This is a genomic window from Fodinibius sediminis, assembly GCF_900182555.1.
Lineage (GTDB): Bacteria > Bacteroidota > Rhodothermia > Balneolales > Balneolaceae > Fodinibius > Fodinibius sediminis.
This window is the reverse complement of record NZ_FXTH01000002.1, coordinates 103,896-118,805: the sequence shown is the minus strand read 5'-3', so window position 1 is coordinate 118,805 and position 14,910 is coordinate 103,896. Positions and strand designations below refer to the sequence as shown.

The 14,910-nt window shown below is 51.0% G+C and carries 10 protein-coding genes; 9 read left to right on the top strand and 1 reads right to left on the bottom strand.

The window, feature by feature from the left end; translation table 11 throughout:
* The first annotated feature begins 3 nt into the window (after positions 1–3).
* The 6 genes from trpC to FN808_RS02550 all read left to right on the top strand — a co-directional run bounded on the left by trpC (position 4) and on the right by FN808_RS02550 (position 5,649).
* The gene (trpC, locus tag FN808_RS02575; RefSeq protein WP_142712988.1) at positions 4–813 is read left to right on the top strand and encodes an indole-3-glycerol phosphate synthase TrpC; all 810 of its coding nucleotides are present in this window, start codon (positions 4–6) and stop codon (positions 811–813) included.
* A gap of 4 nt (positions 814–817) precedes the next feature.
* The gene (locus FN808_RS02570) at positions 818–1,492 is read left to right on the top strand and encodes a phosphoribosylanthranilate isomerase (protein ID WP_142712987.1); all 675 of its coding nucleotides are present in this window, start codon (positions 818–820) and stop codon (positions 1,490–1,492) included.
* 74 nt (positions 1,493–1,566) lie between these two features.
* On the top strand, positions 1,567–2,760 hold the full coding sequence (trpB, locus tag FN808_RS02565) for a tryptophan synthase subunit beta (RefSeq protein ID WP_434084125.1): 1,194 nt from the start codon (positions 1,567–1,569) through the stop codon (positions 2,758–2,760).
* Positions 2,761–2,836: 76 nt separating this feature from the next.
* Positions 2,837–3,649, top strand: coding sequence for a tryptophan synthase subunit alpha (gene trpA, locus FN808_RS02560; RefSeq protein WP_142712985.1), 813 nt, complete (start codon positions 2,837–2,839; stop codon positions 3,647–3,649).
* Positions 3,650–3,670: 21 nt separating this feature from the next.
* On the top strand, positions 3,671–4,789 hold the full coding sequence (locus FN808_RS02555; protein WP_142712984.1) for a DUF4837 family protein: 1,119 nt from the start codon (positions 3,671–3,673) through the stop codon (positions 4,787–4,789).
* A 44-nt stretch (positions 4,790–4,833) separates the two neighbouring features.
* Positions 4,834–5,649, top strand: coding sequence for a methyltransferase domain-containing protein (locus FN808_RS02550; RefSeq protein ID WP_142712983.1), 816 nt, complete (start codon positions 4,834–4,836; stop codon positions 5,647–5,649).
* 967 nt (positions 5,650–6,616) lie between these two features.
* Here the strand turns inward: FN808_RS02550 and FN808_RS02545 are convergent.
* Positions 6,617–7,660: a LacI family DNA-binding transcriptional regulator gene (locus tag FN808_RS02545; RefSeq protein WP_142712982.1), complete on the bottom strand. Its 1,044-nt coding sequence runs from the start codon at positions 7,658–7,660 to the stop codon at positions 6,617–6,619.
* Positions 7,661–8,195: 535 nt separating this feature from the next.
* On the opposite strand from FN808_RS02545, the gene FN808_RS02540 reads away from it, so the two are divergent.
* The 3 genes from FN808_RS02540 (at position 8,196) to FN808_RS02530 (ending at position 14,895) form a co-directional block, all read left to right on the top strand.
* A complete protein-coding gene (locus FN808_RS02540) occupies positions 8,196–11,111 on the top strand; it encodes a SusC/RagA family TonB-linked outer membrane protein (RefSeq protein ID WP_185958214.1) in 2,916 nt (971 codons plus the stop codon).
* Between the two features lie 18 nt (positions 11,112–11,129).
* Positions 11,130–12,791: a RagB/SusD family nutrient uptake outer membrane protein gene (locus FN808_RS02535; RefSeq protein WP_142712980.1), complete on the top strand. Its 1,662-nt coding sequence runs from the start codon at positions 11,130–11,132 to the stop codon at positions 12,789–12,791.
* A 100-nt stretch (positions 12,792–12,891) separates the two neighbouring features.
* Positions 12,892–14,895 (top strand): ThuA domain-containing protein, encoded by a 2,004-nt coding sequence (locus tag FN808_RS02530; protein ID WP_185958213.1) that lies wholly within the window; start codon positions 12,892–12,894, stop codon positions 14,893–14,895.
* Positions 14,896–14,910 lie beyond the last annotated feature (15 nt).

Genomic DNA, 14,910 nt, shown 5'->3' with positions numbered 1-14,910 from the left:
ATTATGGCAACGATACTTGACGAGATTGTAGAACAGACGGCCCTTGATTTAGAAAAGCGCAGAAAAAAAGTCAGCTTTAAGGATCTGGAGTCGCATGAGATGTATGAACAGCCGGTACGAGATTTTAAAGGGGCCCTGAACACCCCATCGGATGTTTCCATTATTGCGGAGATCAAGAAGGCGTCGCCTTCAAAAGGACTTATCCGCCGGGACTTCGATCCGCGAAGGATAGCAGGTCAGTACGAGGAGGGAGGGGCCTCGGCCATCTCCGTGCTTACCGACCAGCCGGCGTTCCAGGGGCACTTAAAGTATTTAAAAGAAGCTTCTGAAGAAGTTTCTATCCCATTGCTGCGCAAAGACTTTATTATTGATCCCTATCAAGTTAAGGAAGCCAGGGCCTATGGTGCTGATGCGGTATTGCTGATTGTTACAATCACCGAGGGCCAGCAGCTGGAGGAACTGCTCCACGCCACGCGGGAGTTTGGAATGCAGGCGCTGGTTGAATGTTATTCCGAAGAAGATTTTAACCGTCTTTCTTTCGATATTGTTGACATTCTGGGAGTGAATAATCGTGATCTCAGAACCTTTGAGGTGGATCTGCACCGGGGGGTGGGGATCCTGCAGCAGGCCCCGGAAGAAACGGTCCTGGTTTCTGAAAGCGGACTGGGATCGGCTGAGGATTTGTATTTTTTATTCAATGAAGGTATTCATTCGGCCCTTATAGGCGAACACTTCATGCGCCGGCCGAATCCCGGTGAAGCCGTAGGTGCGATGAAACAGGAATTACAGCAACTTATAAATCATACGAGCTGAACCGATGTTTGCAGATCCCGAGGAACGATCCAAAGTCAAGATATGTGGTATTACCACCCTGGCAGATGCCCGATTTGTATCGGGGGCCTTGGCCGATTATCTGGGCTTCATTTTCTATGAAGACAGCAAGCGCCATATCACCCCGGCCAAGGCAGGGGCGGTCATAAACTGGGTGGAGGGCCCGGAGTGTGTGGGGGTATTTGTCAATCAGCCGCTGGACGATGTGAACATGATCAGCCGGCAGACAGGAATTGACTATGTACAGCTTCATGGAAATGAAAATCCAGACTACTGTCATCTTGTTGACAAGCCGGTGATCAAGGCTATCCATATCGGCCGGGGCGACCAGCCCAAGGATATCGAGAAGCGTATTGAACCCTATCTGGGCAATGTGGAGTTCCTGCTATTTGATACGAAGCTGGAAGGGCAATGGGGCGGTACAGGTGAAACCTTTGACTGGCAGCTGCTGGATGAGATTACCGACGACCTTCCCTTTTTTCTTTCCGGAGGACTGACCCCCGGAAACATTCATGAGGCCTGTAGGCTGGTTCACCCCTATGCCGTGGATGTGGCCAGCGGCCTGGAGAGTGAGCCGGGGAAGAAGGATTACGACAAGGTTGAAGCATTTATGAATGAAATGCGGACCATTTGGGAGCAGCAGGAAATGGGTGAATTGTAAATAAATCAAATGGTTATAGGTGTTATCTATAAATATTCTAACTTCTAAATACCAGCAACTAAGGTTAAAAAGCTATGGCGGCTATGAGATATAATTTACCAACAAAGGAGGGGTACTTCGGTAATTTTGGCGGAAAGTTTGTTCCGGAAATTCTGATTCCCGTATTGGAGGAATTGGAAGAAGCCTATAACAGGGCCTGGAATGACGAGGCATTCAGAAATACCTATCTGGATCTTTTGCAGGACTATGTCGGCCGTCCGACAAAGTTGACCTATGCCAATCGGCTGACGGACTATTACGGCAGGGCGCGGATTTACCTGAAGCGCGAGGATCTCTGCCATACGGGGGCTCACAAGATTAACAATGCGATCGGGCAGATCCTGCTTGCACAGCGTATGGGAAAAGAGCGGATTATTGCTGAGACGGGGGCCGGCCAGCACGGGGTTGCCACAGCTACCGCTTGTGCGAAATTCGGGGTCGACTGTATCGTGTATATGGGAGCCGAGGATATGGAGCGCCAGAAGCTGAATGTGGAACGCATGCGACTGCTGGGGGCCGAAGTGCGTTCGGTTGAAAGCGGTTCAAAGACGTTGAAGGATGCTACCAATGAGGCGATACGCGACTGGGTGACCAATGTAGAGGATACATTCTACATCATCGGCTCGGCGGTGGGTCCGCATCCGTACCCCAAGATGGTGCGAAACTTCCAGCGCATCATCGGTGATGAGACCAGGAAACAGCTGGAGGAAGTCGAAGGAAGGCTCCCGGATTATCTGCTGGCATGCGTGGGCGGCGGATCCAACGCTATAGGTCTCTTTTATCCGTTTATTGAGGATGAAAAGGTTCAAATGTATGGCGTGGAAGCAGCGGGACTGGGTGCCGATACCGATCAGACTGCTGCCACCCTTACTATTGGGGATCCCGGCGTGCTCCATGGTTCCCTGAGTTATCTTCTGCATGATAAAGAGGGACAAATTCAGCTGGCACATTCGATCAGTGCAGGACTTGATTATCCGGGTATTGGCCCGGAACATGCCTACCTGCAGGATTCCTCCCGCGTAATCTATGCCCCCATTACCGATGAACAGGCCATGGAGGGCGTAAAATTGTTATCTGAGCAGGAGGGCATTATTCCGGCGCTCGAGACGGCCCACGCCGTAGCCTACCTGGAGGAATTGATGCCCAGGACCACGGAGGATGAACTGCTTGTACTCAACTGTTCAGGCCGTGGTGATAAAGATATGGGAACGATCTCCAAAAACTTGTAATGCAGTGCATCAGTCGGTCAACAGGAAAAAGGCAGTGTCCTGCAACCGGAATTTCACAGTATAAAACAGAAGAGTCATGATTCAGACGGAAAATAGAATTAACAATCTTTTTGAACAACACAGCGATTCATCCAAAATAATGAGCTTGTTCCTGACGGCCGGTTACCCCGATTTGGAATCGACTGTTGAGCTTATTTTGGGGTTTGAAGAGAACGGTACTGATCTTGTAGAGCTTGGGATGCCCTTCAGCGACCCCCTGGCCGATGGGCCGACCATTCAATATTCCAGCAATGTAGCCATAGAACAGGGCATCACCATGGATAAAATTTTTGATATGGTCCGGGAGGTGCGCAAACACTCTGAGATCCCGATTATCCTGATGGGGTACATTAATCCTGTGCTGCGGTATGGGGTCACCCGCTTTTGTGAGCGGGCAGCCGCCTCCGGTGTAGACGGACTGATCATCCCTGATATCCCCCTTGAGGAATCAGGGATTATGGTGGATGAGGCCAGGGCCCACGGGCTCCCCATTGTCTACCTTGTAGCTCCCAATACCTCGGATGAGCGTATGCGCAGGATTGATACCCATTCAGAGGGTTTTGTATATTGTGTTTCTGTTACTGGCGTCACGGGAGCCCGTGAAGGCGATGAGGTTGCCCAGTCGGTACAGCGGTTTATTGAACGCGTTAAAACGAATGTCACCCGCAATCCGAAAATGGTTGGCTTTGGCATTAAATCGCATGAGGACGCCCAGCGTATTTCCCGCGATATGGACGGCTTCATTGTCGGAAGTGCCCTTATAGATACCATAAGAGCCCATTATCCTGAAGAAGGATGGAAGGATGAGGTGTTTGCTTTTGTTCATTCGTTGAAGTATGGTAAGTTATAATTTCAATCAGATTGAGTTGCTATGAACCTATTTTCAAAAGTTACGGTACTACTGGTCATTGCAGCGGCCTGGCTGGGCTGTGAAGGTGATTACCGGCAAAAGGCACGGGGTGGTTTTGGCGAAGCCATCGTGGTGATGGATTCCACGCAGTGGGAAAGTGAGACGGCCGATGCCATACGGGAGACTTTTGGCCAGGGTATCTATACTATTCCCACACCCCAGCCGCTTTTTAACCTGCGATTCAGAGATTTTAGAAACAATGACCAGTTGGATCAGCTGAAGAGATTTAAAAACATTATTATCGCCGCACCTATCGATGACAGCACCAATACCTCTCAATGGATACGCGCGCTGCTCAGCGACGAGGTGGAGGCCCAGGTGCGCAACGGCGAATCCTTTGCCTTTCCGCTGCAGGACAAATGGTATCAAGACCAGTGGTCCATGATCCTGACCGCCCCCAGTGATACGGCATTAGCGGAACAGATCCGCAATTCAGAGAAAACCCTGACCGATAATATACTCAGCAAAGAGTTTCAGCGCTGGAAAGAAGAGATTTATGGGCAGGGCGAACAGACGATGCTTGCCGACAGTATCTGGACGGAACACGGGTGGAAAATCCGTATACAGCACGACTGGATGAAAAATATTGATACCACTTATACTAAAAATGGGGAGGAGCAGCATTTTCTGACCATGCGCAGACCGCTGCCTGAGAATAACCGCTGGTTCTGGGCCTGGTGGAAAGAGGATGTGCGCGATATCTCTTACCTGGACGACGACTGGATCAATGCCAAGCGCGATTCCCTCATGGAACAGTGGATCCGCGGCACGCGGGACAGTTCCTACGTAACCACGGAGTACGCGCGACCCGTTGAATCTGAATCATTCCGGATGAATGGGCACCTGGTACATGAGACGCTGGGAACCTGGCGGATGACCCACGACGCCATGGGAGGACCGTTTGTCAATTTTACGATCTATGATTCAGAAACAGACCGGCTTTTTATCCTTGAATTTGGACAGTTCGCTCCCAAGTACGACAAGCGGCGTTTCGTACGACAGTTCCGTACGATGCTGCGTACATTTTCAAGCGATTCGACCTGGCAGGGGGGATCTGGAGCACTCACAGAGCAGAATTAACGCGACGGTAATCCGGTTCGGAGGAAAGCGAGAGACAGGTTTCCATGAATCACGAAGAACAATCATCGGCAACTGCTTACCGGCAGGTAAAACGACGGATCCGTAACTGTTTCGGGACTGCGGCGAAGGTTTATGATACCCAGGCCGAGCTGCGAAAAGAGGTGGCTAACCGGCTGGTGGCCTCGCTGAAGCCATGGCAGGCGATTATCCCGCCGGGGCCTGTTATTGAGCTGGGATGCGGTACTGGTTTCCTGACGGAAGGTTTGCTGGAACTTTACCCGGAGAGAACCATTCAGGCTACCGACATATCGGAGGAAATGGTTGCCCGATGCCGGCAAAAATTAAGCGATGCTAAAAACCTGGATGCTTCAGTTCTGGATGCTGAGCAGCTGCCTGCTGATGAGCAGGAATACGCGTTGGTGGTAAGTAGTTTCGTCGCGCAGTGGTTCGAGGATCCGTCGCTCACGATGAGTCGGTGGTTCGAAGCAGTGAAGCCGGGCGGGCTGTTACTGGCGGCCTTTCCCGGCGGTGAAAGCTTTCCCGAATGGAAGAAACACTGCCGGGAGCTGGGAATTCCATTTACCGGCAACAGTCTTCCTGATGTTGAAGAGATGGTTATCAAGATGTCGGTGGGGCCCTCACAAGTCGATTACTATGAGGATACAGCTACGCAGACGTTTGAAAGTGCGTACGACTTTTTTGCCCACCTGAAGGAAATCGGGGCCTCAACACCGAAGGAGGGGCGTGCTCTGAGCCCGCGCGAGCTGAAAATGCTTGTCAATCACTGGGATGATTCCGCCGGCGGGGCGGTGACGGTAAGCAACCACCTGGTGTTTCTGGCTGTAAAAAAAGATTACTGAACGGCTGATAAAGTCCAGCGGTTATTACAGTACACCGCCCTGCGTTGTAATATCTCGAAACCGGCACATGTGCATAATTTTTGGCAGAACGAAGAGCAACGCCCCATCGTTTTATACAACATCAGTTGGTGGGGAAGCCACTGGTGGAGCAGCATACAGGACGGAGATATGAGAGGCAAGCAAACCGAAATTACTACTTGGTACCCATGCGCTGCGTAGCTACCCGCCGTACGCTCTGCATACATTTCAAATAGAACTTTCCCCGTACGGGACTTCTCGCTTTCATGACGGATTAACAACCTTCCGGCCTAACGATAGGACCAGCGTTTTTAGGTAGATGGAGCAGTGGCGGAGGATTAAAAATAATTTTTGCCTGAGGAAGAGCCGTGATGAGGGTAACTTATTTTCCGCAGCCACGGTGCAACCTGACGGGAGTTTTCTCAACCATCGACTTTTCTTGGTTCCTTTTTGGCCGTTAAAAAAAGCCCCCAACTTCAACAGCCCATAGGATTGGGTTCCTGTACAGAGTAGGTCAGCAGTGTGGTCCGGAATATGTCACAAAGGCGACAGGGACATGGCGTAGAGTAGAGCAGGTTCATGTTCTAAGGTAGAGCAAGAATATGTCGTAGGATAGAGCAGGAAGATGTCGCGAAGGCGATAGGGGCATGTCGTAGGGTAGAGCAGGGGTGTGACGGAGTGTTGCCGCGGAGATGGCAGGGGGGATGGCGCAGGCTGGCGGCCGTTGAGGATACTCAAGCATCCTGTCTGCCACCGTCTTGCAGGGGAGCAAAACGACGGATCGCATAACCTTTTCCCGGGGTGGAGTTGTGCCGTAATTCGGGAGGTTCCTGCAAGCTCCGCCTGATTTGCATGACCATGACCGCAGCCAAACGGCCTGTACTTGTGGTCAATACAAAACTGACCTGTGTCTGACCGGTGGTGAGCTCCGTTTTCCTTTCCAGCCGGCTTAGCCTGCATCTTGTTTGCGGGAGGAATCACGTATGATCAGGTCCGAATTTAAGACGATGGTATTGGTAATGGATATATGGTCGTCTCCCTCCAGATGGTTAATAAGATTTTGGGCAACAACTTCGCCTACCCGTTCGCCGTCATAATCAACAGTGGTGATTTTAGGTTTTACAAACCTGGAGATCGGATCATTGTTAAAGCCGGCAATGGCAATATCCCGGGGGATTTCAATGCCGTGCTCCTGCAGGAGGGCCATGCAGCTTACGGCGCATACATCATTGGATGCAAAAACAGCATCCGGCAGTTGATCCATTTCAAGTATTTTTCGGGCCACCTGTTCTCCATCTTCTTCCCGCAAGTCATTGATGAATACAAGATCGGAGTCGTAGCTGAGCTGATGTTCCAGCAGCGCCTCTTTATACCCCTTGAGCCGGCCTGAATAGACATTTCGTGAAGTATTGCCCGTAATATGAACAATACGTGAGCAGCCTTCATCAATCAGGTGGTTCGTCATCTTGTAGGCTGCCTGGTAATTGTCAATCACCACATTGGTGGAGTTGGGCAAATCAGCCACCCGGTCGAAAAAGATGAGAGGGGTGTGCTGTTCCGTAATAGCGTCAAAATGATGCAGGTCCATGGTGTTATAGGCCAGCGAGACGATGAGTCCGTCCACGCGCTGTTCCAGCATCATTTCCACATTACTGGCTTCATTCACGGCCTGTTCGTGCGACTGGCTGATGATGATTTTATAGTGATTTTTATTGGCCACTTTCTCCATGCCCGAGATGGCAGAGGACATAAAGTGACTGTTTAGCCGTGGGACAATGACCCCGATAATGTTGGTTTTCTGGCGCCTGAGATTTTGGGCAAAAATATTGGAGCGGTACCCCATTTTTTTGGCCTGCTTCCTGACTTTGCGAATGGTTTCTTTGCTGATGGAAGGATGTTCTTTCAAGCTTCGGCTGACGGTTGAAGGAGAGACTCCCAGGGCCTCGGCGATATCATAAATGGTAACGTCCTGCTTTTGCGAATGGTCGGGCATCGGTTGAAGAATGATTAAAACTAAAATGGACTGACGGTATACAAGCCAACATGGTAAAATAACGATAATATGAAAGCGCAAAACATTTTCTTTGACCTGTAAAAAAGTCAAAAGAAATGTACTATGAAGATGATAACTATGCAACCGATTGTGTTATTATATATACGTCCCAGGAATGTATAGCTCAATTTTTTTGAAGCTTTATATAGGTTGACTCCTCCTTATGCTAATAAATTACGATTGTTCAGGTAATGAACCTGTAAGAAATAGACGACGGTTGGATGAAAAAGGGGAAATTAACGCAATCGGTTGCATGAATAAAAGATTTTTAATATTGTTTAACCGGCAGCCGTCATGCAGAAGTTCTCTTTGACGGGTTTTAATACAAATTCAACGATATAGGGATATTATGCATACCGATGGGATAATGAAGGGTGTCCGTGTTATAAGGCACATCTGTGGAGTTTGTCTTGGGATAATGGGGCTTGTACTGATTCAACCAATGCAGGTCATTGGCTTCGATACACTTCCTGTTATGCAAAAGTCATCCCGGGAACATACGGTTTCAGGGGTTGTAACTGACAGTCAGACGGGAGAAGTGCTTCCCGGGGTGAATATTTCCGTTCAGGGTACCTCCGCGGGTACTTCAACCGGAGCCGACGGGAAATACTCTATTACTGTTCCGTCAAAGACGGACACACTTTTGTTTTCCTTTGTGGGCTTTCAGACGCAGACGGTTCCCATAAACGAGAGAACCAGTATTAATGTGGAACTGGTCACGGAAGCCATTGTAGGCGAGGACATTGTGGTGGTCGGCTATGGTCAGCAGGAGCAGCAGGACATCACGGGGTCCGTTTCTTCCGTTTCCTCTGCTCAGATAGCCGAGGTTCCGGTAAGTAATGCCGCCTCTGCCCTCCAGGGGAGAGCCGCCGGCGTGATGGTAGCCCAGTCGGGCAGCCAGCCGGGAGATGGGGTCACCGTCCGGGTTCGGGGGCGACGCTCCCTTACGGCCTCCAATGATCCCCTCTTTGTAGTTGACGGTATTCCGTTCAGTGGTAATTTAAACGATCTCAATCCCCAGAATATTGAGTCCATGGAGGTGTTGAAGGATGCTTCGGCCACAGCCATCTACGGTTCCCGGGGCGCCAATGGCGTAGTCCTGGTGACTACCAAGCGCGGCGGAAACCATAAGACTATTGTTTCATACGACGGCTATTTCGGAGTTTCGCGCCAGCTGGAGGAACCGGATATGATGAGCGGTCACGAGTTTGCTGAAATGCGCAGAGAGGGATTTCGTGCCACGGACTCCTACAGCAGTGATGAGGCCATATTCACAGATCCGGAGATGAAGGCGATTCAGCAGGGGGCTACCTATGATTATCCCGATCTGGTCACTGATGACGCCGGGTACCAGCAGAGTCATCAGCTGACGGTGCAGGGGGGCAATGAACATACGCAGTTTGCGGTAAGCGGGAATTTCTTTAATGAAACGGGCATTATTCCGGGACAGAATTTTGATCGGTACACGCTGCGTATCAACCTGGATCATGATGTGAGTGACCGATTCCGTATTGGTACTTCAACACTGCTGTCCCGTTTTGTACAGGCATATGGCACGAATCCCTACGGGACGGCTGTTGCCATGAATCCGTTGGGCAACCCGTACGAACAGGACGGAACCCTTGACTTTCGTCCCACTGACGACGGCCTGATTGCCAACCCGCTGAATGATCTGGTTGCGGGAAAAATGCTGGACGACCGAAACCGCATGCGGATTTTCAGTAATATTTTTGGAGCGTATGACCTTTCGAATCACTTCAGTTATCGGTTGAATTTTGGTCCGGACCTGTCTTCGCGGCGCAGGGGGATATTCCAGGGAACGTTGACAACGGCTCGGGGAGAGGGCGTTCCCTATGCCCGCAAGGATGAGGAGCGATCGTTTGCCTATACCCTCGAGAATATTCTGAATTACCAGCAGTCCTTTGCCGGCAGGCATGATATTGAAGCCACGGGGCTTTTCAGTATTCAGTCAGACCAGTACGAGACCGATCGTATAGCGGTTTCCGGACTTCCCTATGAGACCCAGAAATATCATAATCTGGGGACGGCGAGTACGGCCGAGGATTATGGCAGTTACTACGAAGAGTGGTCGATGATGTCGTTCATGGGTCGGGTAAATTACCAGTTTAATGACCGGTACCTCTTAACGGTTACGGGTCGAGCGGATGGTTCCTCGAGGCTGGCGGAGGGAAAGAAGTGGGGCTTTTTCCCCTCCGCTGCTGTCGGCTGGCGAATAATTGAAGAGCCATTTATGTCTGGGCAGTCCCTCTTTTCGGACCTGAAGCTGCGCCTCAGTTACGGCGTCACCGGCAATACGGCAATCGACCCGTATCAGACACAGGGTACCCTGACCCGGACGACCTACCAGTTTGGCGAAAATGCAGGTTATGGATACCGGCCCGGTCAAATATCCAATGCCCATCTGCAGTGGGAAACATCCAGGCAACTGAATATCGGGCTGAACTACGGGCTCTGGGAGTCCAGAATAAGGGGAAGCATTGAATACTACCAAACAACGACCACCGATATGCTTCTGGAACGAAACTTGCCCATTACCTCCGGGTTCAGCAGTGTATTTGAAAATGTAGGCGAGACCCGGAACACCGGCATCGAATTGACGCTCAGCAGCCAGAACATCATAGACCAGGGACGCGGCGGGTTCAGCTGGAGCAGTGATCTGACTCTTTCCTCAAATAGGGAAGAAATTGTTGATTTGTATGGGAACAAGCAGGATGATGTCGGTAACCAGTGGTTCATTGGGGAACCCCTCACCGTATGGTACGACTATGAAAAAATCGGCATATGGCAACAGAATGAGGCTCCGCAGGCGGATTCCTACGGGCAGGATCCCGGCGAGATTAAAATCAAGGATCAAAACGGGGACGGCACTATCAACGAGCAGGACCGCGTGATCCTGGGTACGGATATGCCCGACTGGAGCGGGGGGCTGGCCAACCACTTCAGTTACAGGGGCGTGGATCTCCTGGTTTTCCTGTATGCGAGCACGGGACAGACGATCTTTAACGAGTATAAGGACACTGCGCTTAACGGCCGCTATAACAATCTGGACGTCGATTACTGGACGCCTGACAACCCCACCGACAGGCATCCCAGACCCGACGCCAGCAGGGAATATCCGCTGTACCGATCAACCCAGGCTTACCAGGACGGATCGTTTCTGAAGGTGCGAAATGTGAAGCTGGGCTATAACCTTCCTCCGGGCGCAGTGGAGCATATCGGGATCCGCTCGATGCGTATATATATCAATGCTGAAACGCCCCTGCTGTTTTCCAAAACGGGGAATATTGATCCCGAACAATATGGCGGAAGGATCGAAGCCGATGTTCCGACCACCCGCCTGTATACCCTCGGAGTCAATATTAATTTTTAATGATTAGGAGTTAAAGTTATGAAGAAATTAATTTACATATCGCTTTTTTTGATGATGGTCACCGCAGCAGTGTCCTGTGATGCGTTGAAGGAGGAGATCGTATCCGATGTAACGGCTGAAAATCATTTTACCACTGCCGGTGGGTTTGAAGATGCTGTCAACGCAGCCTATGAGCCCCTTCGTGATTTCTACGGCGCGGAACAGGGAGGAAATCTTACCGAATATGGAACGGATCTTGTCCAGAATGCAGGTCATGGAGGCTATCATTATATGAACCAGTACGATGCCGGTTTGAACTCGGAAGCCTGGCCGATGGAAAGCATCTGGAACAGCTATTATGTAGGTATTAATACCTGTAACGCCGCCATCAACCGTGCGTCAAAACTGGAAGGTATAGACGATGCACTGAAAAAAAGAAGACTCGGGGAGGTGCATTTCCTGAGGGCGCACTATTATTTCAACCTGGTTCAGCATTTTGGAGCGGTACACCTTACAACGGAGGAAACAGAGGGGGTCGAAACGGAGGCTAACCGCACGGCCCTGCCGGAAATTTACCAGCAAATTGTCAGTGATCTGGAGGTTGCTGTCAACAGCCTTCCCCCATCGCAGGAGGAATGGGGACGGGCAACACAGCCGGCGGCGAAAATGCTGCTTTCCCAGGTTCTGCTGACCAGGGGATACCAGGACTATGCCGAGAGCGAAGACTTCAGCCGGTCGGCCGCACTGGCTGAAAGCGTTATTGATGATTACAGTTTTTCGCTGCTGGACGACTTCGAGATGATCTTCGATAATGATAACGAACAGAACGCCGAAATTATCTGGGCTGTACAGTATGGGAAAGATCCGCTGATTAACGGGCCGGGCAATCGAAGCCACCTGTATTATCGCCCGTGGTACGAGACCTACAGCAACGGTTTGGTGCGGAGCCTGGCTCCTGGCTATGGCCGCCCCTGGATTCGCTTCAAGATGACCCCCTTCGCATTGCAGAATTTTCGTCCCATAGACCAGGATTCACGGTATGACAAAAGCTTCCAGGACACATGGTATTACAATGATGCCTCGTCCATTCCCGAATTTCCCGATGCGCCCAACTCCAATCCGGCTGTTGGTGACACGGCCATCCACATTGAACCGGATATGACGCAGGACGAGGTCAGACAGCAGCAGGAGGCGACCAGCTACTACCTGATATCGTGGGCTACATCCCATACTTCGGATAATATTAATATGTTTCCGAGCCTGATAAAGCACGATGACTTCCAGCGGCCGTCGGTCAATGAACCGGCCGGCAACAAGGATTATATCGTCTATCGCCTTGCCGAAGCCTATCTTTTTGCAGCCGAGGCCCACTTCAAAATGGGCAACCTGCAGCAGGCGGCCGATCATATCAATGCGGTGCGCAGGCGGGCGGCCTGGCCGGGCCATGAGAGCAGCATGGCGATAACGGCGGGAGAGGTTTCGCTGGATTTTATCCTCAACGAAAGGGGGAGGGAGTTTTACGGCGAACAAAAGCGGTGGATTACCCTCAAAAGAACGGGTAGGCTGCTTGAACGGGTCAGAAATTATGCCGGATTGCAGGAATCCCGTGATAATATTGAGGAATACCACCGGTTGCGGCCTATACCCGCAACACAGCTCAATCGCACCTCTGGTACGTACGAGCAAAATCCGGGTTATTAATTTTACGCTGATATCTAATCTTCTATATTATACCCCTTAACAGTCCTGCTTGTATTTGCAGGACAGTTATTAGCAACGTGCAATGAGATCAACCAGTGTTATGAATAAAATCGGAAGGAGCCTGTTTAACGTTTTATCATCTTTAATTATTAGCTGTTTCTTCACCCTTGCTCTGGGTTCCAGTCTTTGGGGCCAGTCCCGGGAAATTGCCCATTTTACGGTTAAAGCGGGGGACCATCACCGGATGAACACCCCGGTGGGGGTCTCTCTTGAGGGGATGTCCCTGGGCCTGCAAACCGGACAGGAACTGCAGCTCTATGAGGTTGTGGACGGAAAGGAAGTGGCGATCGCCTCGCAGCTCGATGAAAGTGGCGATGAAAAGAGACTTCGGTGGATACTGGGCGGAGAAACTCCCCGGGGAAGAAACCGCAATTATATCCTGAAGAGTGAGGGCGAAGGAAGGGCGCCTTCTCCCGCCGATTCTGTACAGATCTCGGACGACGGCATGTCATTAACACTGAACGTTGACGATCAGAAGGTTCTCAGCTATCGTTATGTTCCGAAGCCGCCGCCCGATGGTGTTTCAGATCTTTATGCCCGCAGCGGCTATATCCACCCGCTGTGGACGCCGGAGGGAGAAGTGCTTACAAGGATCCAGCCTTCCGATCATTACCATCACTACGGCATCTGGAACCCGTGGACCAAGACAAGCTTTGAGGGCCGCGAGATTGATTTTTGGAACCTCGGTGATGGAGAGGGAACCGTTCGTCACAAGGCCCTGACGCAAACGACAGAGGGTGATATATACGGCGGATTCAGAGCATTCCTCAATCATATTGACCTGCGAGCACCCTCCGGCGAGAAAGTAGCTTTAAATGAAAGCTGGGAGATCAAGGCCTGGAATGCCGACCCGGAGCAGGACATCTGGCTGATTGATTTTATTTCAACTCTGAATCCGGCAGCGGATTCTCCGGTTACCATCAAGGCCTATCGCTACCAGGGATTCAGTCTTCGGGCGACCGAGAAATGGAATGATGAAACCGCTGTCTTGTTGACATCGGCTGGAAAGAATAAAAGCAATGGCAATGGCACGCGGGCACGCTGGACCGACATTAACGGTGTTTCCGAAGGGGGGACATCGGGCATTTTATTCATGACCCATCCCGGGAACCAGAATTTTCCGGAGCAGTTGCGCATCTGGCCCACCGGTGCGAATGGGGGCGAAGGAAATGTTTATTTCAACTTCAATCCGGTCCAGGAACAGGACTGGACGCTTTGGCCGGGCAACAGTTACAGTCTCAAGTACCGTATGATGGTATATGACGGAAAGATTGACAGTGTTGACGCCGAACGGTATTGGCAGGATTTTGCAAATCCGCCGGAAGTGGAGGTACAGCCCACGGGCCTGGCCGGGAGCCGGGTTCTGGTGTACACCAGGAACGGAGAAGGATACGTGCACAAGAATATTCCCAACAGCATCGAGGCGATTCGGAAGCTCGGAAGAAAGCATGGCTTCGCGGTTGATGCCTCGGAGGATCCCTCCGATTTTACCGAGGAGAATTTGAAAAAGTATGATGCCCTGATCTTTTCAAATACCAACAATGACATTTTCAATACAAAAGCACAGGAAAAGGCTCTCCAGAAATATATGGAGTCGGGAGGTAATTTTGTAGGTATTCATTCTGCTTCCGGATCGGAACGCGACTGGCCCTGGTTCTGGAGTCTGGTGGGGGGGACCTTCTACCGGCACGCCCCTTTCCAGGAGTTTTCGGTTGAGGTCACGGAGAATGACCATCCGTCTACCTCATTCCTGACGGATCCGTGGGTGCGCGAGGACGAGTGCTATTATTTAAAACAGTTGAATCCGGAGGTTCAGGTATTGCTGCATGCTGATATGAGCACGGTTGAGGATGATCAGAAGGGAGACTATCCGGGAGAGGTATTCGGCGACACCTTTCCGCTGGCCTGGTACCATGAGTTTGAAGGGGGGCGTTCCTGGTACACCAGTCTCGGTCACAGCATTGAGGATTATGACGATCCGGTATTTATGAACCATGTTCTGGGGGGCATCCAGTGGGCCGTGACAGGCGGTTCTTTCAAATGATAATATTACATACAC

Coding starts and splice junctions, on each gene's coding strand:
- trpB (WP_434084125.1), top strand. CDS start 1,567: ATGGCGGCTATGAGATATAATTTACCAACAAAGGAGGGGTACTTCGGT.
- FN808_RS02540 (WP_185958214.1), top strand. CDS start 8,196: ATGCAAAAGTCATCCCGGGAACATACGGTTTCAGGGGTTGTAACTGAC.
- FN808_RS02535 (WP_142712980.1), top strand. CDS start 11,130: ATGAAGAAATTAATTTACATATCGCTTTTTTTGATGATGGTCACCGCA.
- FN808_RS02555 (WP_142712984.1), top strand. CDS start 3,671: ATGAACCTATTTTCAAAAGTTACGGTACTACTGGTCATTGCAGCGGCC.
- FN808_RS02550 (WP_142712983.1), top strand. CDS start 4,834: ATGAATCACGAAGAACAATCATCGGCAACTGCTTACCGGCAGGTAAAA.
- trpA (WP_142712985.1), top strand. CDS start 2,837: ATGATTCAGACGGAAAATAGAATTAACAATCTTTTTGAACAACACAGC.
- FN808_RS02530 (WP_185958213.1), top strand. CDS start 12,892: ATGAATAAAATCGGAAGGAGCCTGTTTAACGTTTTATCATCTTTAATT.
- trpC (WP_142712988.1), top strand. CDS start 4: ATGGCAACGATACTTGACGAGATTGTAGAACAGACGGCCCTTGATTTA.
- FN808_RS02570 (WP_142712987.1), top strand. CDS start 818: ATGTTTGCAGATCCCGAGGAACGATCCAAAGTCAAGATATGTGGTATT.
- FN808_RS02545 (WP_142712982.1), bottom strand. CDS start 7,660: ATGCCCGACCATTCGCAAAAGCAGGACGTTACCATTTATGATATCGCC.